Origin of the sequence: Ralstonia soli, from assembly GCF_023955655.1 — a bacterium.
GTDB classification, from domain to species: Bacteria; Pseudomonadota; Gammaproteobacteria; order Burkholderiales; family Burkholderiaceae; genus Ralstonia; species Ralstonia soli.
Map to the genome: position 1 here is coordinate 264934 of NZ_JAMXHT010000008.1, position 23567 is coordinate 288500.

Here is a 23567-nt window from a genome sequence, read left to right on the forward strand (position 1 = left end):
TGATGGTGTGGCCGTACCTTGCCCTAGATGGCGCCTTGAATTTCTGTTGCAGAGAGGAAAAAGGAAGGGGAACTGTTTGAGCGAAGCGAGTTTTCCCCTTCCCCTCTCTGCGACAGAAATTCAAGGGGAAGTCGCCATCTCGGGCGCGCCTTTCTTTGCTTACTTTCTTTGGCAAGACAAAGAAAGTGAGTCAGCCCCGGCAGGGGATGAAACAGGGGATGCACCACAAGACCAAAAACCACCCAAAATACAGCGCATGCCAGCCAACCAACGCCCGAACCCAGACGCACTCCTAGCCGAACTCCAATCCGGCGAGGAGCACGCCGCCCGCGGCAAACTCCGCATCTACTTCGGCGCCTCCGCAGGTGTAGGCAAAACCTACGCCATGCTGTCCGCAGCAAAAGCAGCCCGCGCCACGGGCATCGACGTCATCATCGGCCTGGTCGAAACCCACGGCCGATCCGAAACCGCCGCCCTGGTCGCAGACCTGGAACACCTCCCCACCCGCCAGATCGAATACAAAGGCCGCACCCTCCCCGAGTTCGACCTCGACGCAGCACTGGCCCGCAAGCCGGCATTGATCCTCGTCGACGAGCTTGCCCACTCCAACGTCGCAGGCTCCCGCCACCCCAAGCGTTGGCAAGACATCGAAGACCTACTGGCGGCAGGCATCGACGTCTGGACCACCGTCAACGTCCAGCACCTCGACAGCCTGAACGAAGCGGTCGGCAGCATCACCGGCATCCGCGTATGGGAAACCGTGCCCGACGCCGTGTTCGACAGCGCCAACGAAGTCATCCTCGTCGACCTGCCCGCCGACGAACTGCTGCGCCGCCTGGCCGAGGGCAAGGTCTACATGCCCGAGCAGGCGCAGCACGCGGCGCGCAATTTCTTCCGCAAGGGCAACCTCATCGCGCTGCGCGAACTGGCCCTGCGCCGCACCGCCGACCGCGTGGACGACGACGTGCAGGCATACCGCCGCGCACGCCGCATCGAAAACGTCTGGCGCACGCGCGAGACCATCGTTGCGTGCCTCGACCCGCAGGGCGACAGCGAACAGGTCATCCGCAGTGCCGCGCGCCTGGCGGCACAGCTCGAATGCGACTGGCATGCCGTGGCTGTGGTGATGCCGCATCTGCGCGCCGCCGATGCGCGTGCCGAGCGGCTGCACGCGCTGCTCAAGCTGGCCGAAGACGCCGGCGCGCGGGTGGAGACATTGGCGGGTACGAACGCCGTCGAGGCCATCACCGGCTATATCCGCCGCCACAACATCACCAAGGCGGTGATCGGCAGGCCGCCTGAGAAGCGCTGGCGGTCGGCGCGCGCCATCATCGTCGCGCTGCGGCTGGCGATCGGGTTGGAGCGGCGTTTGCCCAGCGGCGACTTTGCGGAAGCGCTGGCGCGGCAGTGCCCCGAGGTGGACGTGATCCGTGCGGCGGCGGACCCGGCGCATATCCAGCTCACGCCGCGTGCCGCAGAGGTGGGCCGTGCCGACGTGCGCAGCGAGGCCCAACGCGCCGCGGATGCGCAAGCAACCGTGTTCAAGCCGGGCTACGTGGCCGCATGTATTTACGTGGGCTTGGCGACAGTGCTGTCCACCCTCGTGCGCCCGGTGTTTGACCTCGCCAACATCGTCATGGTCTTCCTGGCTGCCGTGGTGGCAGTGGCGATGCGCCATGGGCGTGGGCCGGCAGCGCTGGCGTCGGTGCTGTCGGTGGCGCTGTTCGATTTCTTCTTCGTGCCACCGCGCTTCTCCTTTGCCGTGAGCGATGTGCAATACCTGCTGACCTTCGCGGTGATGCTGGCAGTGGGCATGCTGGTGGGCCAGCTCACCGCGGGCCTGCGCGAACAGGCCGAAGTGGCCGTGCAGCGCGAAGCCGCTGCGCATGCGCTGTACGAGGCGGCGCGCGAGCTGTCGGCTGCCCTCACGCTCGACCAGATCGTCAGCATCGGCGGGCGCTTCGTCAACGCGACGTTTGGCGGGCGCTGCGCGTTCTTCTTCGTCGGGCTCGATGGGCGGCTCGGTGCACCGCAGATCGCCAAGCCCGAAGGCGCCGTCGATGCACCTGAATTGGCACCTTCCGGCATGCCGAACCTCGACCGTGTGCTGGCCGACTGGACGTATCAGCACGGCCAGCCCGCCGGCACGGGCACGCACACGCTGCCGTCGGGCTCGGTGCTGTATCTGCCGCTGAAGGCGCCGATGGCCATTCGCGGCGTGCTGGCCGTCGAGCCCGAAACGTTCCATGTGCTTACGCAGCCCGACAACCGCCGCCAGATCGACGCTTGCGCCACGCTCGTCGCCATCGCCATCGAGCGCGTGCATTACGTGGAGGTGGCGCGCGATGCGCTGGTGCGCATGGAATCGGAGCGGCTGCGCAATTCGCTGCTGGCTGCGGTGTCGCATGACTTGCGCACGCCGCTCACCGGGCTCGTGGGGATGGCCGAGACGCTTACGCGTGCGCAGCCCCCACTGTCGCCCCTGCAGGCCGAGGCCGCGGCCGCTATCGGCCAGCAGGCGCAGCGCATGCGGACCATGGTCACCAACCTGCTCGACATGGCGCGCCTGCAGAACCAGGACGTCAAGTTGCGGCTGGAGTGGCAGTCGATGGAAGAACTCGTCGGCGCGGCGCTGCAGGCCATTCCGCTGCCCGAGCATCGCGTGGTGGTGGATGACCTGGCTGCCTTGCCGCTCGTGCGTTGCGATGGCCCGCTAATGGAGCGCGTGCTATCGAACCTATTGGAAAACGCCGGGAAGTTCGCGCCCGCCGGCACCGAGGTACGCATCTCAGGCGAGATCGTCCACGATGACGCCCGCGGCAACGAACTGCACTTGCGCGTGCGCGACCACGGCCCCGGCGTGCCGGCCGGCGCGGTGCGGACGATCTTCGAGAAGTTCACGCGCGGTGAGAAGGAATCGGCCACCACCGGCGTCGGCCTGGGCCTGGCGGTGTGCGAGGCCATCGTCAGCGCGCATCACGGCCGCATCTGGGTAGAGGCACCGGCCGATGGCGGGGCGTGCTTCGTCGTTGCCCTGCCCGCTGCCGAGCCGCCGCCCGTGGAAGACATCGAGCCCGCGGTGTAGCCGACGCGCTGCACCATCGCTGGGCATATCGACATGCCGAAATTGTCGTTCTTCGGCAGAAGCCTCTGTGTCAGGATTGCATCACACCGCCCGCTACCCGCGGGCGGAGTTCGTTTCAATCCGCGATAAATCCACGAGGTTTCTCCATGTCCCTGTTCTCCCGCCTTGCACGCGTGGCCGTACCGGCCATCGCCTTTGCCGCAGTTGCCACGCTGAGCACAGCCGCCAATGCCGACACCAAACAGATCAAGCTCGGCACCATGAGCGGCCCCGACGCGCAGATCTGGGAAGTCGTGCAGAAGGTCGCCAAGAAGGACGGCCTGGACGTCAAGGTCATCGAGTTCAACGACTACGCTCAGCCCAACCCCGCGCTCGATTCGGGCGACCTCGACGCCAACGGCTTCCAGCACCAGCCCTTCCTCGACAGCCAGATCCAGGCGCGCCATTACAAGATCGTCAATGTGGGCCTGACCTACGTCGCGCCGATGGGCTTCTACTCGAAGAAGGTCAAGTCGCTGGCGCAGCTCAAGGAAGGCGCCAAGGTCGGCATCCAGAACGACCCGTCCAACGGCAATCGCGCGCTGCTCCTGCTGCAGAAGGCGGGCGTGATCAAGCTGAAGGCCGGTGCGGGCACCAACGGCAACAACGCCACCCCGCGCGATGTGGTCGAGAACCCGAAGAAGATCAAGCTGATCGAGCTGGATTCGGCCCAACTGCCGCGCTCGCTGGATGACCTGGACGCCGCTTCCATCAATACCGACTACGCCGTCAAGAACGGCCTGACGCCGGCCAAGGACGCAATTGCGCTGGAAGAGCGCCAGGGCCCCTACGCCAACCTGATCGCCGTGCGCGAGAAGGACAAGAACCAGCCGTGGGTGAAGGCGCTGGTGCATGCGTACCAGTCGGACGAAGTGCGCAAGTTCATCGACACGCAGTTCAAGGGCGCGATCCTGCCGGCGTTTTGATGCTGCCTAAAAAGTAAGCGGATACTTTCGCCAAATCTTCGGAAACTGCAGGCGGCGCGCCACGGGAGCAGCAACTTCCGCGCGCGCCGCGTTGTTTTGTTGCGTTGCGCCATTCCTGTTGCCCTTGCAATCGTTTTCGCGATCGTGGCGCCTTGGCAACGCTTGGTGCATTAAGTAGTTCTACGTTATTGCAACGCAACAAACGATCCGCTATAGTTGGAACTGTCTCCTCCACCCTCCTTGGTGGATTGCGGCCCGAGCACCTGGTGCTCGGGCCTTTTTTCTTAGGGCAGCGGATTCAGGATCCGCACGGCTGTCTTGCAGACTCGCCGATTCCGGCTACGCTGATTGCTCTCTTGCAGCAGGGCGGCGTTGCCCAATCGCAACGAGCGCAATATTTTTCAAGCGTGCGCTTTGAGGCATGCCTCGAGCCCACGCTCCCGTTTTTCGGTCTTCCCCGAGAAGCGTCACTTGCGTCACGCTAACGTTGCGAATGTGCGCACAACCACGTGCTTTGTGCGGCCAACATCGCAGAAGTGCGTCAGTTTTTGTCCTACAAGGGTTTCGGCGAACCCCGGACAGTCTGACCTCCCCCCCTTTACTAAACTTCACCTTGCTCTCTCTTTAGAGAGCACTCCCCCCCTTTTGAGCCCGCCCCTGTTGCGGGCTTCATTTTTTTCGGGCACGATTTCTTGCATCCCGACGCCGTCGACACCGGCGCCGGAAGCTCAAAAGGTTGGGGGAATCGCTCAAGGCCCGCGCAGTTGAAAAGCTGCGCGGGCTTTGTTTTTTCCGGCGCCATGTTCCCCACCGCCTGACAACGCCCGCGCGCGGTGTTTCAATGACGGCTCACGGTGGCGTCACATAGCGCAAACGGGATGCGCGGCTGCCGATACCTACAACAACAAAGGACTGGTCGATGGAAGGTTTCGCGCAACTCGCCGTGCTGGTGGTGGACGACCACCCCGTGCAACGGGCCGCCGCCCGGCAGCTGCTCCATACGCTGGGCGTGCAGCAGATCCTGACCGCCTGCGACGGCCGCGAGGCGCTCTACCTCCTCCAGCTCTGCCATGTCGACCTCGTGCTGTGCGACATCGACATGCCGAGCATGAACGGCCCCGAATTGATGGAGCAGATGCGCCTGCGCAATGGCCAGGTTTTTCCGCGGCGGGCACCCGTGTGGGCGTGGGTCAGCGGGATGGACGCCCCGATCGTCGAGTCGCATGTGAGCCTGGGCGATGCGATCGGCCTGTCGCGCATGCATGGCGTGCAGAAGCCGTTGCGACCGGCACATGTGCTGCCGTTGCTCGAAGAAGCCGCCGCGCGCGAGCGGGATCGCGCCCCCGCCCCGCCGAGCGGCATGCCGCAGTTTTCCGACGCCGAGATCGCTGCACTCATTCACGAGACGCCCGAGCAGATCGAGGTCGTGCTTCAACCGCAGCACGATCTGGCCAGCAACCAGATTGTGGGCGCCGAGGCGCTCTGCCGATGGATGCATCCGGTGTACGGGCGCGTGTCGCCGGCGGCATTCGTGCCGCGCCTGGAGGCGCTCGGGTTGGCTGATGGCCTGTTCTTCCACGTGCTGGAACACTGCGTGCGCGTGCAGCACGCGCTGGCCGCGCATGCGTATCCGGTGTCGATCGGGGTGAACGCGTCGGCGGCCACGCTCAGCCGTGCGGGCACCATCGAGCGCATCGAGGCCATCGTGCGCGAGGCGCGCATCGCACCGGCGGCCATCGCCATCGAGCTGACCGAGGATTCGCCGGTGCCCGACGCCACGCAACTCACGATCGCGCTCAACCGCCTGCGCCTGCTGGGCCATCCGCTGGCCATCGACGATTTTGGCGTGGGCATTGCCACGCTCAAGCTGCTGGCCGACCTGCCCTTCACCATCCTCAAGATCGACCGCTCGTTCACCGCCGCTGTCGACCAGACCAGCCAGCGCGGCGTGATCTGCCGCACGATGATCGAGCTGGCGCGCACGCTGCATCTCGAATGCATTGCCGAAGGGGTGGAAACCGATGCGCAGCGCCAGACCCTGCGTGCGCTGGGCTGTGCCATCGGGCAGGGCTATCTGTGGGCGGCGCCGTTGTCGGTGACGGCCTTCCTGGCGCACGTGCAGGCAGCCGCCTGAGCCCCTGGTGCCGAGGAGTGTTCAGTTTCCCTCAGCCCTGATTGAAACAGCTTCTGCCCCGAAAGGTTACGCGCGGCCAAAGTAAGAAACGTCTGATCCCATCGGGGTCGTCGGGTGAGTAAGGTACCTGCTCTTTGCTGCGGTCCTTCCACCCCATGACTCACCCGACGACGCGCGCCATGTCCCCTTTCCTGTCGATCGTGGCGGCGGACGATCACCCTGTGATCCTGATGGGGCTGAGCGCTGCCATTGCGCAATTTCCGCAGCAGCGCATCGTGGCGCAGGCCCATGACGGGCGCGAACTGCTGCAGGTGCTCGACCATATCGACTGCGATGTGGTGGTTACCGACTACAACATGCAGGGCGAGCCCGCCTTCGACGGCATGCGGCTCCTGTTGCGCCTGCGCAAGAAGCATCCCAAGCGCCCGATCGTCGTCTGCACGATGGTCCACAACCCGGCATTGCTGCGCAGCATGCGCGAGGTGGGCGTGGCGGGCATCGTCAGCAAGAGCGACGACCTCACCTACGTCGGCCACGCCATCATGGCGGCGGCGCGCGGCATGCGTTACTACAGCCCGCGCATCCTGGAAGAAGGCGGCCTCAGCGCCAATGAGCGCGACGTCTTTGAACGGCTGAGTGCCCGCGAGCGCGAAGTCATTCGTCTGTATGCACGCGGCATGGCGGTGTCAGAGATCGCGCGCCGGCTCGGTTCGAGCGTCAAGACGGTCAGCACGCAGAAGACCGTGGCGCTGCGCAAGCTGGGCCTGGCGCGCGAAACCGATCTCTTTCAGTACGTGCGTACCAGCGGGGTTGCTGCGATCCGCTGAGCGCGGCGCATCAGTGTGCGCGGCGGCGCATCGGCAGGGCTTTCACCGGTGCCGTGGTTGGGGCGGCGATCTTTGCCGGCGCGGGTGCGGCACCCATCAGCCACGTGAACAACGGCGTTGCCAGCAGTGCGCCGGCCAGTTGCGCCAGCATGTAGCCCGGTACATCGCCGGGGCGGATGCCGGAGGGGCCGTCGGTCAGCGCGCACGCAAATGCCAGCGCCGGATTGGCCAGCGATGACGACGACGTGAACCAGTACCCCGCCGCGATGTAGGCGGCCACCACCAGCGGCAATTGCTTCGGCGCATGACGGCCGCAGGCGATGCCCACCCCGATCAGCCCGAACGTTGCCAATGCCTCGCTCCACCACAGCGTGGGGCCGGTGGCGGCATGCGTGCCCGCCGCCCACACCGGCATGCCGTACATGGCATGCGCGGCCGCCACGCCCAACGCGGCACCCACCGCTTGCGCTGCCAGGTAAGCCGCAGCCTCGCGTCCGCGCAGGCCGCCACGCAGCAGCGCCGACAGCGTCACCGCTGGGTTCAGGTGCGCGCCCGACACCGGCGTGAACATCGTCAGCAGCGCCAGCAACCCCGCGCCGCCCGCCAGTGATTGCGCCAGTAGCGTCCACGTGGCATCGCCGCCGGAGAGCCGGCTGGCGTGGATGCCGGTGCCGATCACCACCGCAATCAGCAAGGCCGTACCTAGCCCTTCCGCGACGATGCGGCGAGCCAGGGAGACCGTGGATGGTGCTGCAGACGTGACCGACGCAGCGGCGCGATGCGCAGAAACAAGCGGAGAAACGGTGGCCATGCGGGAAGACAATGCGGACGATGCCAAGTGCATCGCGCGGAGTGTGGAACCTCCGCCTGGGCCGATCAATGCATCGCGGCGCGCTTGTGTCGCGCGCCGGAGTATCGAATGTCGCGGGCGGGCGCCACGTTTTCAGGCCGGGCTCGCTGCCCCGGCCGCCGCCAGTTGCCGCTGTTGCGCGCCGAGCCGAGCAAAACCCACGGCCGCCGCGCACAGCGCCGCCAGCATGGCAATGCATCCCGCCATGGTGCCCTGCGCGACGCCGGCGGCGCCGTTGTTTGCTGCAAACGTGAAGTAAACCCCGCCGATGCAGGCCACGCCCACCGCGCCCGCCAGCTGTTGCGCCGTGATCAGCAGCCCCGCGGCTGCACCGGCCTGCGCACGCGCCACGCCGGTCAGCACCAGCCCGATCAGCGGGACCACCACCAGGCCCTGCCCCGCCCCGTACAACGTGACGGCGACGCCGATACGCGCCATGCCGGGCGTTGCCGGATGCGCCCAGTCCATGCCGGCTTGCGTGCCGAAACCCGACAGCAGCACCAGTAGGCCCAGCGCCATCAGGCCAAGGCCGCCCAGCAGCGCGCGCACGCCGTAACGCCGCACCAGCGGATTGGCCACCCGCGATGTGACCAGAAAAGCGATGGCCAGCGGCAGGATGGCCACGCCCATGTGCAGCGCCGACAATTGCCGCCCGTTCTGCAGGTACAGCGTCAGCACCAGGAAGAACGCCATCATCCCGATGTAGTGCAGCCCCGATGCCGTCAGACCGGTCATGAACGCACGATGCTGCAGCAGCGCGGGCGGCAGCAGCGGCGTACCACCGGCGCGGTCGATACGGGCTTCGAGCTGCTGGAACGTCGCCATGCCGAGCAGGCCCACGGCCAGCAACGCCAGGCTCCAGACCGGCCAGTGCAGTTCGCGGCCGAACAGCAGCGGCACGAGCACGGCCGCCACGCTGACGGCCATCCAGGCGACGCCCGCCGTGTCGAGGTGGACGTCTGCGCGGGCGGTGGCCGGATGCGGAATCCAGCGCCAGCCGAGCCCGGCTGCCGCCAGCCCCACCGGAACGTTGATCAGGAAGGCCGCGCGCCAGCCCAGCCCGGCGATGTCCGCGCTGGTGAGCGCGCCGCCCACCAGCAGTCCGGCAGCACCGCCGGTGCCCATTACCAGCCCGAAGATCGACAGCGCGCGGTCGCGCTCCGTGCCGGCAAAGAGCGCCTGCACGCTCGCCAGCACTTGCGGCACCATCATCGCGGCAGAGAGCCCCTGGGCAAACCGCCATGCGATGAGCGCCGCCGCGTTGCTCGCCAGCCCGCAGCCGGCCGAGGTGGCGGTAAAGGCGACCAGCCCCAACAGAAACACGCGCCGCCGCCCGAACAGGTCGCCCAGGCGGCCGCCGGTGATGAGCAGGATTGCGTAGCCCAGCTGGTAGACGGCCAGCACCGCCTCCAGTTGCGCGGGTGTGGCGGAGAGGCTCGCGCGGATGCTCGGGATCGCCACATTGGCGATGAACGCATCGACGATGAACATGAATTGCGCCGTCACCATCACACCAAAGGCGAGCCAGCGGCGGGGTTCCGATGCAGGAGAAGCAGAAGAAACGTGGGTCACGATCGGCTCCGGAAAGAGGGATGGACGCAGCGTAGGTGCCGGTGCCGATTCGATGCAGAGCTAGGATTAACCTAGGATTGCGCTGTCCCTCCCACGCGCACGCGCCGTCGTGTGTAATGCCGCCATGGACGATTTCACGCCTGATCTGCCTGCCCTTGCCGCCGCGCCCCGCAACGAGCTGGGCGAGTTCCTGCGCAGCCGCCGTGGCCAGCTGCGCCCGCAGGATGTCGGCCTGCCCGAGGGCGGCGGGCGGCGGCGCACCGCTGGTCTGCGCCGGGAGGAAGTCGCGCAGCTGGCCAACATCAGCATCGACTGGTATGTGCGCATCGAGCAGGGGCGCGACGTGCGGCCCTCGGTGGCGACCATCGAGGCCATCGCCCGCGCGTTGATGCTGTCCCCGGATGAGCGCGCGCACATGCGTGGCCTGGCGCGTGCGGAATCGGCCTTCACGGCTTCGGCAGAGCGCCCGGCGGCCGAAGCGGTGCCTGATGTCTTGCGCCGGGCCGTTGCCGGCATGGTCCTGCCGGCCCACGTGCGCAGCTACCGCACCGAGTTGCTGTGCTGGAACGAGGCCACCACGCAGCTGTTCATGGATTTCGGCACGATGCCGCCTGAAGACCGCAACTCGCTGGTCTACATGTTCCTGTATGCCAACGCGCGCGAACGGTTTGTCGAGTGGGAGAACGAGGCGCGCCGCATGCTGGCGAAGTTTCGCGCGGTGTACGACCCGCATGCGGACGACCCCGTGCTCGCGGCGCTGGTCGAGCGGCTGCGCACCGACAGCCGCGAGTTCGACACCTGGTGGCGCCAGCACGAGGTGCGTGCCCAGCGCGCCGAGCACAAGCTGATCCGCACACCCGGCGGCAAGATCGTCCGCTATGACTACATCGGCCTGCCGGTGATGGAAGACCCGCGCCTGCGCATGGTGCTGTACGTGCCGGTGGAAGACGGCACGCAGGTGCTCAGTCGGTGAGCGCCGCCAGGATGGTCTCCGTGTTGCGCACGCGGCCCAGGCGCGGGAAGACGTGCTCGACGGAGGAGCGATGCAGCGCGGCGTCGTTCGAGCTCATCGCATCTTCGGCCAGCACCAGGGCGTAGCCGTGTTCCCACGCGGCGCGCGCGGTCGATTCCACCCCCACATGCGTGGAGATGCCGCCCAGCACGATGGTGGTGATGCCGCGTCGGCGCAGTTGCAAGTCCAGCTCGGTGCCGTAGAACGCGCCCCACTGGCGCTTGGTGATCTGAATGTCGGTGGGTGCGACTTCCAGCTCGGCGGGCTGCTCCCACCATTGCGGCGGCAGGCCGCCGGGCTGTTGTGGCGCGGGGCGGTCGACGGGCTGGCGCGGCGCATCGGCGTAGTCAGAGGCCCAGCCCACGCGCACCAGCACCACGGGCGCGCCCAGCTCGCGAAAGCGCTTGGCCAGTTTGGCGGATGCGCCCAGGACTTGCTCAGGAGAGTGCGGCCCCTGCGCAAACGGCAGGATGCCGCGTTGCAGGTCGATCAGCACCAGCGCGGTGGTGCTCGCAGATAAGGCGGACAGGGTTTGCAGCGATTCGGACATCAACAACTCCTGGGTTACGGACGACGGATGACACACGTGGCCGTGGCATGCGCCAGCAGCGTGCCGTCTTGCGTCTTGAGCGTGCCTTCCGACACGCCGATCGTGCGCGAGACATGCAGCACGCGTCCCTCGGCCACCAGCGGCGTATCCACCGGCACGGCCTTCACCATCTTCACGTTCAGGTCGACCGTGCCGTAGCCGACACCGGCTTCGAGCATGGAATGCACCGCGCAGCCCGTCACCGAGTCGAGCACCGTGGCCGCAAAGCCGCCGTGCACCCCGCCCAGCGGATTGAGGTGGCGCTTGTCTGCCTGGGCGCCGAAGCGCACGGTGCCGGGTTCAATGGTGTCCATCGACATCGGGATGGTTTCGCTGATGGACGCGCGCGGCAGATCACCGCGCGACATGGCCTGCAGCAATTGCAGGCCGGTCATTTGGGACGGATGCATGGGAAGGCTCGGATGGGGTTGGGATAAACGACTCGACACTCTACCCCGAGCCGGGTTTCCACGACTGCAATGCGTTGCAACAGGTGACGCAACAACGCCCCAATGCGGGCGAACCCTAGCGTTGCGCGCATGCCGACGCGAAAGGCTCCAGAAAGGTGGCCCCCTCTACGCTCGCCCGGCGATTGCATCGGGCGGCCTGACAGGCATGGTTGAACGGCGGCCCCTGCGCGTTACCCCAAGCCGGCATCACGACCGGACGCCAATTACCCACAAAGGAAGGAGACTTCAATGTCCCGCATCAAGTTTGCCCTGGCGGCAACTGCAGCCGCCGCGGCCACCCTGGCCACCGGCGCCCACGCACAATCGAGCGTTACGCTCTACGGCCTGATCGACACCACGATCAGCACCGTCAGCAATGCCAACGCTGCGGGCTCGCGCCTGACCGGCTTCCAGGTGCCCTGGTTCTCCGGCAGCCGCTGGGGCCTAACCGGCAAGGAAGACCTGGGCGGCGGTCTGTCGGCCATCTTCAAGCTGGAATCGGAATTCGAAACGCCGACCGGCAACATGGACACCCCGGGCGTGCTGTTCAACCGTGACGCCTGGGTGGGCCTGTCGAGCGAATCGCTCGGTAAGCTGACCTTCGGTCGCCAGAACGCGATTGCACGTGACGTGTCCGGCATCTACGGCGACCCGTACACCAGCGAGAAGGTGACCCTGGACGAAGGCGGCTACACCAACGTCAACAACTTCAAGCAACTGATCTTCTACGCAGGCAGCGCCACCGGCACGCGCCTGAACAACGGCGTGGTGTGGAAGAAGCTGTGGGATGGCCGCTTCTTCACGGGCTTGGCCTATCAGTTTGGCGAAGTGCCGGGCCAGTTCACGCAAGGCACCACCGAATCGCTGGCCCTCGGCTACAACGGCGACACCTTCCACCTGGCCGGCTTCGCACAACAGGCCAAGGTGGGCGGCTTCATGGACCGTTCGTACTCGGTGGGCGGCAACGTGATCATGGGCATGTTCCGTGTGAACGCTGGCTACTTCCACTACACCGGCGAGCAGCCGGCCGCGCTGGGCAACCGCAGCGACAACGCCTACACCGTGTCGCTGAAGGTCGCACCGCCGGGAGCCTTCGACTACGAAATCGGTTACCAGATCATGAAGGCCAACAACGCCGCCTTCAGCGCCGATGGCAACACGCTCAACGCGTATGCCAGCGTGGTGGGCGCCACCGCAGCGGGCAGCGGTCGCAAGAACACGCTGTACGGCTCGGTGTTCTACCACGTGTCCAAGCGTACCGAGTTCTACGTGGCGGCCGACTACATGAAGCTGAAGGATCAGTACGTCGTGGGTAGCGCCAACGGCCACAACAGCCAGACGGAGTTCGGCGTCGGTATGCGCACGCGCTTCTGATCTGAGCGTTCGACGCGGTTAGCGTCGCTCGCGCACCTGATCGACGAACTTGTTGGTATAGGTGCGCGAGAGGTCGATGTGCGGGTCTAAGAGCTTGCTGCGCGCGTTGGCATTGCTGGCGGCGAGGACGCGCAGGACGGTGGGTGGGCCGTCGTCCGGCATACGTCCGTCGGCGCTGAAGGTGGGTAACGCGGCGGCAAGCGCCTTGACGTAGAGCTCGGGATGATCACGCCGGAATTCGGGCGGCATGTGCGCCGCGATGTCCTCCGCATCGTGTGCGTGCATGTAGCGCAAGGTCCGCACAAAGGCGTGTGCCAGCTTGGTCGCCAGCTCCGGATGGGCTTCGAGCCATTCGGACTGCAGATACAGGCACGCGGCCGGATACGGGCCGCCCAGCGCCGCGCGGGTGCTCTCCAGCGTGCGCAGATCGAGCAGTACACGGGCCTCGCCGTTGCGCACCAGGCGCGAGGCGATCGGGTCGGTGGTCATGCCGGCATCGATGCGGCCGCTGCGCAGTGCCTTGGCGAAGCTGTGCTCGGCACCGACTGGCAGCATGGTGTAGTCGGCAGCCGACAGGCCCTGCTGCGCCATCAGGTAGCGCGTAAGAAAGCTGGTGGACGATCCCAGCCCAGTCACCCCGAGCGTGTGGCCACGCAGGTCGCGCATTGTGCCGACAGTGGCGGGCAGCCGCGTCGACACCAGTTCTGCCTCCCCCGGCACCTGGCTGAACACGACGATGGCGCGCACTTCCTTGCCCTTGGCCTGCAGGTCGATGGTGTGGTCGTAAAAGCCGACCACGCCTTGCGCGAAACCGGTCAGCAGTTCGCTCTCGGCATCCACGCCGGCGGGCTGCGAGAGCAGTTCCACCTCCAGCCCCTCGTCGCGGAAATAGCCCAGGCGCTGTGCCAGCGTGGCCGGCAGATAGATCATCTTGGCGGTGCCGCTGACCATGATGGTCAGCCGCGTCGGGTCTTGCGCGTGTGCATGCGGGGTGGCGATCGCCTGCGTCAGCGCCACGCATGTGGCGAACAACGGCGTGATCCAGCCCCGGACGCCGCGTGGGCGGGCGCGCCTGCAGGTAAAAACACCCATTGAGTTGTCTCCGGCTCTTTTGTAGATATCGATATCGCGCGTGGCCTGGATCATCGAGTGATGTATCCGGCGCGCGTAGGCAGCCGCCACCATTCTAGGAAGCGGCAACCCACAAATCGCTTTCATTTCCTGACGCGTCGCCTTCGTATGAAGCTGCTCCTGATCGAAGACAACGCCCCCCTGGCGCACTGGCTCTCCGAAGCGCTGCGCCGCGCCCAATTCACGGTGGATCATGCCACCGATGGTGAATCCGCCGACAGCTTGTTGCTCACGCAACACTACGACGTGGTGCTGCTCGACCTGCAACTGCCCACGCTGTCCGGGCAAGGCGTGTTGCAACGTTTGCGCAGCCGGCGCAATCCCGTGCCGGTGCTGATTCTTACCGCCAGTGGCGGCATCGACGACAAGGTCGCCTGCCTGGGTGCGGGCGCCGACGATTACCTCGTCAAGCCATTCGAGATCCGCGAGCTGATCGCGCGTATCCAGGTGCTGGTGCGACGCAGCGCGCCCGATCAATCGGTTGAACTGCATTGCGGCGACCTGGCGTACCACACTGGCAGCCGCACCTTCAGTCTGGCGGGCCAGCCGCTGGTGCTGCCGGCGCGCGAGCACACCGTGCTTGAAATCCTGATGCTCAAGCTCGGGCGCACGGTGTCCAAGCCGTCGCTGGTGAACGGCGTATTCGGGATGGACGACGAGGCCAGCCCCGAAGCCATCGAGATCTACATCCACCGCTTGCGCAAGAAGCTGGAGCACTCCGCCGCCACCATCGTCACGCTGCGCGGCCTCGGTTACCTGCTGCGCGATGCATCGGCCACCCAATCCTGAGCCGCCGGCGGCGCGCTCGCGCACACGCAGCCTGCGTGCGCGGCTGGTACTGTGGCTTGCGTTACCACTGGTCGTCTACGTGGCGGCCGATGGTTGGCTCGACTTGGCGGCCGCGCGCCACAACGCCGATCAGGTGCACTTCCACGCGCTCGACACGGCCGCACAAATGATCAGCGGCCAGATCGAATGGGACGAAGGCCGCCTGCGCGTGTCGGTACCGCCGGCCGCGCTGGCCGTGTTTGCCGCGCCACAGGGGCCGGACAGCGCCGTGCGCGACCAGGTGACCTACCAGGTGAGCACCGAGCACGGCCGCCTGCTGGCCGGACGGCTCGATTTCGGCACGCGTCCCGCCTTCGACGCGGCAGGGTTGCCCGATGCTGGCACCTACACCGATACGGTGGAAGGCGAGCCCGTGCACGTGGCCGCCGTGCTGCGCACCATGTACGACGCGGGGCGCACCGAACGCGTGGTCACGCGTGTCGCGCAGACCATGAACGGCCGCGACGCGATGATCCGGCAGCTGTGGTGGCCCGCCACCGTGCGCCAGCTCGCCCTGGTGGGGCTGGCGCTGGCGATGATTCTGATCGGCCTGACGCTGGAGCTGCGGCCCATCTTGCGGCTGGCCGGCAACGTATCGGCACGTGCGCCGACCGACCTCGCCCCACTCGACCCCGACGGCCTGCAGCACGAGCTTCAGCCGATTGCCGGCGCGTTCAACCAGTACCTGAAGCGCATTGCCGACAACGCGGTCACGCAGAAGCGCTTCATTGCCGATGCCGCGCACCAGATGCGTACGCCACTGGCGATTCTCGATACGCAGATGCAGGTGGCGGCGCAGACCAACGCCGATGCCGCGCTGCACGAAGTCCTGCGCGCAGCCCGTACCAGCACACGCAACCTGGCGGACCTCATCAACGACCTGCTGCTGCTCTCGCAGGCGGAGGCGGCACCCGCCACCAGCGAGGCGGTCGATCTTTCACAAGTCGCACGCACCGTGCTCGAAGACCTGGCGCTGCTCGCCGATGGCCGTGGCATCGATCTGGGGATGGAGCCGGCCGATCGCCCGGTGTGGACCTTGGGCAACCGTACGCTGATCGCTGCCATGCTGTTCAACCTGGTCGACAACGCCGTGCGCTACACCCATGAAGGGGGCCGCGTGACCGTGCACGTGTCGGCCGATTACGGCTGGGCGATGCTGACCGTGACGGACAACGGCCCCGGCATTCCGCCCGAGGCGTACGCACGCGTGTTCGAGCGCTTCACGCGCCTGGCAGGCACGCACACACAGGGCACCGGCCTGGGCTTGGCGATCGTGCGGCAGATCGTCGATCGCATGGGTGGGCAGATCGCGCTGGCGCCCGGGCCAGGCGGCATCGGACTGGCGGTGTCGGTGTGGCTGCAGCGGTCGGAGCCGCCGGCCGCTGCATAACGCCGCATAAGCTCGCGCGCGGCCGCTATGGGGCGTCCTTAGACGACGTATCGCGCTCTTCCTCTCCGGCCGGATCGCGGTGCGATTTGCTGCCGCTCACTTCGGACATGTCCCGCTCGCGCACTTCGGCCTCGCGCACGGTGGTGCCCTCGGCGTCGGGTTCCGACACGTCGGTCAGAAACGTGTCGTCGCCCGGGGCGCGCCCCGCGCCTTTCTGATGTCGGCTGTTCATGGTGTCCTCGTCGTTAGGGGACGCGGCTACTTGCCGGATTTGAGGTGCTCTGCCATCTGCAGATGCTCACGCAGCGCGGGCAGGTTGTGGGCGAAGAACGCCTTGATGTCAGGGTCCTTGGCGTGCTTCGAGGCTTTGTCGAACAGCGCGACGGCCTCCTTGTGCGCTTTCACGCCCACCTCGTCGGCATAGGCGCGGTCGTACTGTGCGCCTTCCAGCGTGCCGAGCTTGTCGACCTTGGCACGCTCATCGGCGGGCAGCGCATCGGGCACGGCAATGCCCTTTTGGCCCGCCAGCGTCTTCAGCTCATCGCCGACGGCGGTGTGGTCCTTCACCATGCGTTGCGCAAAGGCGCGCACGTCGGGGTTGCTGGCGCGCGTGATGGCGGTCTGGCTGGCCTGCACTTCCATCATGCCGGCGGCCGCAGCCTTGGTGACGTAGGTCGTATCGGCCTTGTCTGCGGCGGCCGTGGCCATGCCCGCTGCGCCGAAGAAGCCGAGCCCGCCTGCAAGGCACAGCGCAGCAATGCGCCGCGCGCCAAAGCGGTGTGTCGATGTTTTCATGGGGGTCGTTCTCCTGTGCGGGCGCATCACATCTCGTGGCCGACGGCCTTGGAGACGGCGGCCGGCGTGTCGTACTCGTCGTCGGGCATGTCGCGCAGGGTCTTCAGGGTGCTGTCGTCGGCACCGTTGGCCTGTGCGGTCTTGAGCAGATCCTGCTTTCTGGCCGGATACGACGCGCCCTTGAGCGCCTTCTGGATGCCGATGGGCGAGTGCGTCGTGTGTTCGCGCTGGCCGCCGTCATGCGTGCCGCGCTCGTGCGACTTGGCGCCCGCGCGCTCATCGGGTTTGCCGTGGCCGCCATGGCTGCCTTGGCTGGCGTGCCCGCCGCGCTCCTTCGATGCGCTGCTGTGCTTGGTCTGGGACGTCGACTTCGAATGCGACGCATGCGTGCTCTTGTCGCGAGTCGGTTTCATGACACCTCCGCTGGTTGGTTGAACGGGCCGTCACCCGGAATGGCGCGGCCGACAGCGGTTCTGCAGCACCGAACATGCCTGCGGTGCCGTGAACATCAGCGAGAGGAACGAGCGATGGCGAGGCTACTTGCGTGCCGCCGCCTTGGCGCGCGTGCGCGGCATCGGCAAGGCCGCCTCACCCAGCGCCCGGCTCACCGCATTCGGCTTGTCGACGAGATCCTGCAGCGTGTAGCCGTCGAGCACCTGGAAGTACGCCTGCAGCGCCGCGTGCAGCACGCCGCGCAGCCCGCACACGCGCGTGATGACGCAGTTGTTGTGATCCGCCTGGAAGCACTCGACCATGCGGAAGTCGGGTTCGGTGGCGCGCACCACGTCGCCCAGGTTGATCTCGTCGGCGGGGCGGCCGAGCGTGATGCCGCCCGCGCGCCCGCGTACGGTGTGCAGGAAGCCGTCTGCCCCAAGCTGCTGCACGATCTTGATGAGGTGGTTCTTGGGAATGTCGAATGCGTCCGCGATGCGCTGGATCGTGACGAGCTCGTCCGGATGCACGGCCACGTAGATCAGCGTGCGCAGGGCGTAGTCGGTGTAGTCGGTCAGTCGCATGGCGGGTGTGCGGTGCTGCTGCGAGGGAAAACATTCACAAGAGACGCATCTTATCGGGAAGTTGCCCGCAAGATGCGCCGGTTTGCCGCAGGCCAATTTGTTGTATCAAAGATATATGTTTAATAGAATCCAATGCAAGCGGTTGCCCGATCACCGGGTGACACAAATAAAGCGTGACGGCGCCCCCGTCTTATTTGTTGCATTTATAAAGCATATTTGGAGTCCAACATGCTGTCCGACAAGTCCAGGCCCTTCATTGATGCGAGTGTTCCGGTGTTGCGCGAGCATGGGTTGACCATCACCCAGACCTTCTACCGCAACATGTTCGCCAGCCACCCCGAGCTGACCAACGTGTTCAACATGGGCAACCAGGCCAATGGGTCGCAGCAGCAGTCGCTGGCTTCGGCGGTGTTTGCGTACGCCGCCAACTACGGCAACAACGCAGCGCTGGGGCCGGTGGTCAACCGCATCGTGCACAAGCACGCCGCCGTGGGCATCAAGCCGAGCCACTACCCGATCGTCGCGCGCCATCTGCTGGGTGCGATTGCCGAGGTGCTGGGCGATGCCGCCACACCGGACTTGATTGCCGCCTGGGACGAAGCCTACTGGCTGCTCGCCGCTGAGCTGATCGCTGCGGAGGCACGCCTGTACCAGCACACCGGCAGCGGCCCCGACCACCGCCAGCCGGTGCGCATCGTGGAGCGCCGCCAGCAGGCAGAAGACGTGGTCTCATTCACGCTCGAAGCCGTGGGTGATGCGCCGCTGGCCGACTTCCTGCCGGGCCAGTACATCTCGGTGCAGGTGGATGTGGCGCCCGGCGTGCTGCAACAGCGTCAGTACAGCCTGTCGGATGCGCCGAACGGCCGCACCTGGCGCATCTCGGTCAAGCGCGATGCCGGCGATGCTGATCGCCCGGCCGGTACGGTGTCGAGCTGGCTGCACGCCAACGCCCGCGAAGGCGATGTCCTGCTCGTCAGCCAGTCGTACGGCGATTTCGTGCCGCAACTTGCCACCGACAATCCGATCGTGCTGATGTCGGCCGGTGTCGGCATCACGCCGATGATCTCGGCGCTCAACACGCTCGCGCAGCAGAACAGTGCGCGCAAGATCGTGTTCAGCCATGCCGATCGCGCGGCCTCGCACGTGGCGCACGTCGATGACCTGGAGCGCGCGGCGCAGGCGCTGCCTGCGTTCGAAGCGCACGTGTTCCTGGAGTCCGGCGAAGACGCACGGTTTGCAGCGCGCCCGGCCCAGCCTGGCCGCATGCGCGTTGACAGCTTCATCCACGACAACGCAATCGATGCGGACTTCTACCTCTGCGGTCCGCTACCGTTCATGCAGGCACAGCGCGCGGCGCTGCTTGCCAACGGCGTGCCGTCGGCGCGTATCCACCGCGAAGTGTTCGGCCCGGATCTGCTGGACGACATTCTCTGAACGGAACCACGGCGTTCACCATGCCCCGCCAAGCGCCCCTGCTCACCACTGGCCGTTCCACTTGCTGGTCGGAGCCTTGGCCGCGCTGGGCATGGCGTTGTGGGCGGACGGGCGAGAAGGCGGAACTCGCAGCATGCAGCCGTGTGGGCGGCTTTCCGTAGAATGGCGCAGCTCCCTCGCCTCGTTTGCGCCCATTCTGCCCACGATGGATGTCCACCTGACAATCCAGGGCCGGCATGACCTTGCTGGCCAGCTCTATCGACAACTCCGCACCGCCATCCTTGACGGTCGGCTTGTGCCGGGCGAGCGTCTGCCCTCCACGCGCGATCTTGCGCTGCAGATCGGCGTGTCGCGCAAGACCACGCTCGACGTGTTCGAGCGCCTCATCGCCGAGGGCTATCTGCAGTCGCGCACCGGTGCCGGCACCTTCGTTGCCGAAGCCACGCAAGGTCTGCGCGCCCGCACGCAGGCCGCCTCACCCGCGGCGCAACTCGCTTCACCCGCCCCGCCCGTCCGCACGTTCGATACCCCGTGGAACAACGTGGCGCCCGTGCTGCCCATGCCGCGCACGAATATCGTCTACGACTTTGTTGGTGGGGTGACGGAGAAGCGCCTCTTTCCCTTTGATGTGTGGCGCCGCTGCGTGGCACACGCGCTTCGGCAGCAGGCACGCGGGCGAGGTGGGTATCACGATCCGGCGGGCGATCAGGCATTGCGGCTGGCCATCGCGCGCTACCTGGCGTTCAGCCGTGCGGTGGTGTGTGCATGGGCCGATATCGTCGTCACGAACGGCGCGCAGCAGGCCATTGATCTGATTGCCCGCGTGCTGGTGCACCCCGGTGATACGGTGGCCGTGGAAGACCCCGGCTACCCGCCCACGCGCATCGCGCTGCAGGCGCTGGGCGCCAACGTGGTGCCGGTACCGGTGGATGCCGAGGGGCTGGTGGTCGAGGCGCTGCCGCCGTACGCCAAGCTCGTCTACGTAACGCCGTCGCACCAGTTTCCGCTGGGCATGCCGATGAGCCTCGCGCGCCGGGCGCAACTGCTCGACTGGGCGCAGCGCCATGATGCGCTCATCGTGGAAGACGACTACGACAGCGAGTTCCGCTTCGACGGCCGCCCGATGGAGTCGCTCAAGAGCCTGGACACCGACGGTTGCGTGGCCTACGTGGGCACCTTCTCCAAGACGATCTTTCCGGAGCTGCGCATCGGTTACGTGGTGCCGCCGGCTTCGTTGGCGGCGCCATTGCGGCACGCCAAACAGGTGGCCGACTGGCACAGTGAATCGCTCATGCAGGCCGCGCTCGCCAAGTTCATGCTTGATGGCGATTTCGGCAAATACCTGCGCCGCATGCACAAGGAATACGCCGCGCGTCGTAATGCGCTGCTGCGCCATCTGCGTGGCCCGCTGGCGCCGTGGCTGGCGCCGATGCCGTCAGCCGCCGGCATTCACATGGCGGCGCAGTTGCAGACGCCGTTGCCGGAAGTCGAACTCGTCAAGCTGGCCGAACGTGTGGGTGTGGGGTTATATGGCACGTCACGCATGTTCGTGGCGCGGCCTCCTCAGCCCGGCCTGCTGATCGGCTACGGCCATGTGAACGTGGCGGAGATCGACGCGGGGCTCGGCCAGCTGGCGGACGAGCTCGCCCGGGTGGCTACCTGATATTCGTGTCGATTGGCGATTTCAAGGTGCCACTGCGGTGCCTAGACTGGCTCCTATCCTCAAGTACAGGAGCCCCGCCATGGAACCCCGCCTCGATTTCTATCAAAGCAGCCCCGCCGCCATTCAGGCCGTCGTGGGCCTCGAAAAAGCCCTCGGCAAGAGCACGCTGGAAAAGCCGTTGACCGAACTCGTGCGCCTGCGCGCCTCGCAGATCAACGGCTGCGCCTACTGCGTCGATCTGCACACCGCCGATGCCCGCAAGGGCGGCGAAGACAACCGCCGCCTGGCCACGGTCTCCGTCTGGCACGAAACGCCGTTCTTCACCGACCGCGAACGCGCCGCGCTGGCGTGGACGGAAGCCGTCACCCTCGTCAGTGAAACCCGCGTGCCCGACGATGTGTGGCAAGCCGCACGCGCGCAGTTTTCCGATGCGGAACTGGTCGACCTGACCCTGCTGGTCTGCACCATCAACACGTGGAACCGGCTGGCGATCAGCTTTCGCAAGCTGCCGAGTTGAGCGCCGCATATACTGCCTCGCACGGCGCGCGCCGCACACGGAGGCAACATGCTGCACAACGTCCGCACCCTGAGCATCAACGTCGAACGTCATTTCGACGACGTGGCCATGTTCCTGGCCGAGCCGCTGAACTTTCCGATCTGGGCGACCGGCCTGTCGGAGGGGCTCGCGCCCGGCACGCAGGGTTCGGGCGCGGCACCCGACGAGTGGATCGCCAAGGGGCCCGTGGCCAGCGACGGCAATGACGGCAACGCAGGCAGCGTGTTCATCCGCTTCAGCCCGCCCAACACCTTCGGCATTGCCGACCACTGGGTCCGCCTGCCGGACGGCTCGGTCGTCTATGTGCCGCTGCGCGTGGTGCGCAACGGCGCCGGCACCACGGTCTCGCTCACGCTGTTTCAGCAGCCCAACATGGATGACGCGCAGTTCGAAGCCGATGCTGAATGGGTGCAGCGCGATCTGGTCAAGCTGAAGATGGTGCTGGAAGCGGAGTAAGGCTTGGAGCCTCCTCAGAGCTTCTCCACCTGCGGTGCTTGCGGCACCGCTTGTGGACCGGAGGGCGCGGAGGGCGCCGCCAGCGACGGGTCGCCCTGCGCATCGGACCCCTTCACCTGGCGCACCCAGAACACGCAGAACAACCCCGCCGCCACGGCCAGCCAGCCGTTGAACCCATAGCCTTCGATGCGGCCGCCCGCGCCGGCGGACAGCAGCAGCCCGCCCGCCCACGCTCCCACGCCCGTCCCCACCGACATCACCGCACTGTTGGCCGACAGGAACGCGCCGCGCACCTGCGGGGCGGGCACCGTCGTCATCAGCGCCTGCATCGGCACCATGCGGCTGGAGAGGACCACCATGAAGCACGGGAAGAACAGCAGGATGCCGACGTAGGGCCAGTCAGGCAGATGCGTCATTACCAGCACGGGAATGAACGCCAGCAGCGCGGCGGCCACGAACACGCGGCGGCGGCCGTAGCGGTCGGCCAGCTTGCCCACGGCGCGCGAGGTGAAGAACGATGCCGCACCGCCCGCCACATACAACCACGACAGGTTTTGGGGCGCGATGCCATGGTTGGCCACCAGTACCGGCGAGATGAACGGAATCACCAGCATGTGCGAGCCCATCATCACGAAGGTCAGCACAAAGGCGCGCAGATGGTGCGGGTTGGTGAGCAACTGCCATAGGCCGGCGAGGATCTCCGCGAGCGTCTGGCTACGCTTGCCGACCAGGTGTTCGGCCAGCGGCGGAATGGTCTGCCGCGCGCCCACCCAGATCAGCACGGTCAGCGCCGTCAGCAGGAAGAATGGCGCCGACCAGCCGAAGTGCGCGCCGATCGCAATGCCCACCGGCACGCCCGCCATGGCGGCCAACGCGAACGAGGACATCACCACGCCGGTGGCGGCACCGCGCCGCGCGGGCGGAATCACATCGGACAGCACCGCCATGATGATCGACCCGAGCACGCCGCCCGTGACGCCCGCAAACGCGCGGGCAAACAGCAGCATGGCGTAGCTGCCCGACAGCGCGCAGGCCAGGTTGGCCAGCGTGAAGAGGCCGTAGACGGTCAGCAGCAGGCGGCGCCGGTCGAAGCGGTCGACATAGGTCGCCGCCAGCAGACCCGAGGCGCCCGAGCACAGCGAATACACCGACACCGCTGTGGCGAACGCCGCCGGGCCGATGCCAAACGTATGCATGATCTGCGGACCAAGCGGCATCATCACCATGAAATCCATGATGACGGTGAACTGCGTGAGCGCGAGGAGCCAGAGCAGCCGGCGCTCGCGGGAAGGGTCAAGTAAGGGCATGAGGGCGAATGAAGGAGAGGAAGCGCGCGCAGGCCGCCGCCTTAACCGGTGAGCTGGCGCGCTCCTTTTGTGTCGGAAAACATATCTTAAGATAGTTGTCGCGACACAAGAAGTCAAACTTTATGGAGTGGATT

General features: G+C 66.5%; 22 protein-coding genes. 12 read left to right on the top strand and 10 right to left on the bottom strand.

Annotated features, from left to right (window positions below; all coding sequences use genetic code 11):
* Positions 1-256: 256 nt before the first annotated feature.
* From NG900_RS22080 to NG900_RS22095, 4 genes are all read left to right on the top strand, one after another.
* Entirely contained in the window at positions 257-3085 is a 2829-nt protein-coding gene (locus tag NG900_RS22080) for a sensor histidine kinase (RefSeq protein WP_252683735.1), read from the top strand.
* Positions 3086-3231: 146 nt separating this feature from the next.
* On the top strand, positions 3232-4050 hold the full coding sequence (locus tag NG900_RS22085; RefSeq protein WP_252683737.1) for a MetQ/NlpA family ABC transporter substrate-binding protein: 819 nt from the start codon (positions 3232-3234) through the stop codon (positions 4048-4050).
* Between the two features lie 919 nt (positions 4051-4969).
* A complete protein-coding gene (locus tag NG900_RS22090) occupies positions 4970-6184 on the top strand; it encodes an EAL domain-containing response regulator (RefSeq protein WP_252683740.1) in 1215 nt (404 codons plus the stop codon).
* Positions 6185-6363: 179 nt separating this feature from the next.
* On the top strand, positions 6364-7011 hold the full coding sequence (locus tag NG900_RS22095) for a response regulator (RefSeq protein WP_252683742.1): 648 nt from the start codon (positions 6364-6366) through the stop codon (positions 7009-7011).
* A 10-nt stretch (positions 7012-7021) separates the two neighbouring features.
* Here NG900_RS22095 and NG900_RS22100 read toward each other — a convergent pair whose 3' ends face one another.
* A complete protein-coding gene (locus NG900_RS22100; protein ID WP_252683744.1) occupies positions 7022-7822 on the bottom strand; it encodes an aquaporin in 801 nt (266 codons plus the stop codon).
* Positions 7823-7954: 132 nt separating this feature from the next.
* On the bottom strand, positions 7955-9433 hold the full coding sequence (locus NG900_RS22105) for an MFS transporter (RefSeq protein ID WP_252683746.1): 1479 nt from the start codon (positions 9431-9433) through the stop codon (positions 7955-7957).
* A 124-nt stretch (positions 9434-9557) separates the two neighbouring features.
* Between NG900_RS22105 and NG900_RS22110 the strand changes: the two genes are divergently transcribed.
* Positions 9558-10406 carry a helix-turn-helix transcriptional regulator gene (locus NG900_RS22110; protein WP_252683748.1) on the top strand — a complete coding sequence of 283 codons (849 nt, stop codon included), beginning with the start codon at positions 9558-9560 and terminating at the stop codon, positions 10404-10406.
* Here NG900_RS22110 and NG900_RS22115 read toward each other — a convergent pair.
* Both NG900_RS22115 and NG900_RS22120 read right to left on the bottom strand, forming a co-directional pair.
* On the bottom strand, positions 10396-10995 hold the full coding sequence (locus NG900_RS22115; protein WP_252683750.1) for a hydrolase: 600 nt from the start codon (positions 10993-10995) through the stop codon (positions 10396-10398). The genes NG900_RS22110 and NG900_RS22115 overlap by 11 nt on opposite strands.
* A 14-nt stretch (positions 10996-11009) precedes the next feature.
* A complete protein-coding gene (locus NG900_RS22120) occupies positions 11010-11444 on the bottom strand; it encodes a PaaI family thioesterase (protein ID WP_252683752.1) in 435 nt (144 codons plus the stop codon).
* A 288-nt stretch (positions 11445-11732) separates the two neighbouring features.
* On the opposite strand from NG900_RS22120, the gene NG900_RS22125 reads away from it, so the two are divergent.
* Positions 11733-12857 carry a porin gene (locus NG900_RS22125; RefSeq protein ID WP_252683754.1) on the top strand — a complete coding sequence of 375 codons (1125 nt, stop codon included), beginning with the start codon at positions 11733-11735 and terminating at the stop codon, positions 12855-12857.
* Between the two features lie 18 nt (positions 12858-12875).
* Here the strand turns inward: NG900_RS22125 and NG900_RS22130 are convergent, their stop codons facing one another.
* On the bottom strand, positions 12876-13949 hold the full coding sequence (locus NG900_RS22130) for an ABC transporter substrate-binding protein (RefSeq protein WP_252683756.1): 1074 nt from the start codon (positions 13947-13949) through the stop codon (positions 12876-12878).
* 147 nt (positions 13950-14096) lie between these two features.
* Between NG900_RS22130 and NG900_RS22135 the strand changes: the two genes are divergently transcribed.
* The gene (locus NG900_RS22135) at positions 14097-14777 is read left to right on the top strand and encodes a response regulator (RefSeq protein ID WP_252683758.1); all 681 of its coding nucleotides are present in this window, start codon (positions 14097-14099) and stop codon (positions 14775-14777) included.
* Positions 14755-16206 carry a sensor histidine kinase gene (locus NG900_RS22140; RefSeq protein ID WP_252683761.1) on the top strand — a complete coding sequence of 484 codons (1452 nt, stop codon included), beginning with the start codon at positions 14755-14757 and terminating at the stop codon, positions 16204-16206. Before NG900_RS22135 ends, NG900_RS22140 begins: the two co-directional genes overlap by 23 nt.
* Positions 16207-16231: 25 nt before the next feature.
* Here the strand turns inward: NG900_RS22140 and NG900_RS22145 are convergent, their stop codons facing one another.
* From NG900_RS22145 to NG900_RS22160, 4 genes are all read right to left on the bottom strand, one after another.
* Positions 16232-16438: a hypothetical protein gene (locus NG900_RS22145; RefSeq protein ID WP_252683767.1), complete on the bottom strand. Its 207-nt coding sequence runs from the start codon at positions 16436-16438 to the stop codon at positions 16232-16234.
* A 26-nt stretch (positions 16439-16464) separates the two neighbouring features.
* On the bottom strand, positions 16465-17001 hold the full coding sequence (locus tag NG900_RS22150; protein WP_252683769.1) for a DUF4142 domain-containing protein: 537 nt from the start codon (positions 16999-17001) through the stop codon (positions 16465-16467).
* Positions 17002-17027: 26 nt separating this feature from the next.
* Entirely contained in the window at positions 17028-17414 is a 387-nt protein-coding gene (locus tag NG900_RS22155) for a DUF2795 domain-containing protein (protein WP_252683770.1), read from the bottom strand.
* A gap of 123 nt (positions 17415-17537) precedes the next feature.
* Positions 17538-18017, bottom strand: a complete 480-nt coding sequence (locus NG900_RS22160; RefSeq protein WP_252683772.1) for an RrF2 family transcriptional regulator — start codon at positions 18015-18017, stop codon at positions 17538-17540.
* Positions 18018-18245: 228 nt separating this feature from the next.
* Between NG900_RS22160 and NG900_RS22165 the strand changes: the two genes are divergently transcribed.
* The 4 genes from NG900_RS22165 to NG900_RS22180 all read left to right on the top strand — a co-directional run bounded on the left by NG900_RS22165 (position 18246) and on the right by NG900_RS22180 (position 22126).
* A complete protein-coding gene (locus NG900_RS22165; protein ID WP_252683774.1) occupies positions 18246-19451 on the top strand; it encodes a globin domain-containing protein in 1206 nt (401 codons plus the stop codon).
* A 205-nt stretch (positions 19452-19656) separates the two neighbouring features.
* A complete protein-coding gene (gene pdxR / locus NG900_RS22170; protein ID WP_252683776.1) occupies positions 19657-21114 on the top strand; it encodes a MocR-like pyridoxine biosynthesis transcription factor PdxR in 1458 nt (485 codons plus the stop codon).
* A 79-nt stretch (positions 21115-21193) separates the two neighbouring features.
* A complete protein-coding gene (locus NG900_RS22175) occupies positions 21194-21631 on the top strand; it encodes a carboxymuconolactone decarboxylase family protein (protein ID WP_252683778.1) in 438 nt (145 codons plus the stop codon).
* Between the two features lie 48 nt (positions 21632-21679).
* Entirely contained in the window at positions 21680-22126 is a 447-nt protein-coding gene (locus NG900_RS22180) for an SRPBCC family protein (protein WP_252683780.1), read from the top strand.
* 14 nt (positions 22127-22140) lie between these two features.
* Here NG900_RS22180 and NG900_RS22185 read toward each other — a convergent pair whose 3' ends face one another.
* Positions 22141-23433, bottom strand: coding sequence for an MFS transporter (locus tag NG900_RS22185; RefSeq protein WP_252683782.1), 1293 nt, complete (start codon positions 23431-23433; stop codon positions 22141-22143).
* Positions 23434-23567 lie beyond the last annotated feature (134 nt).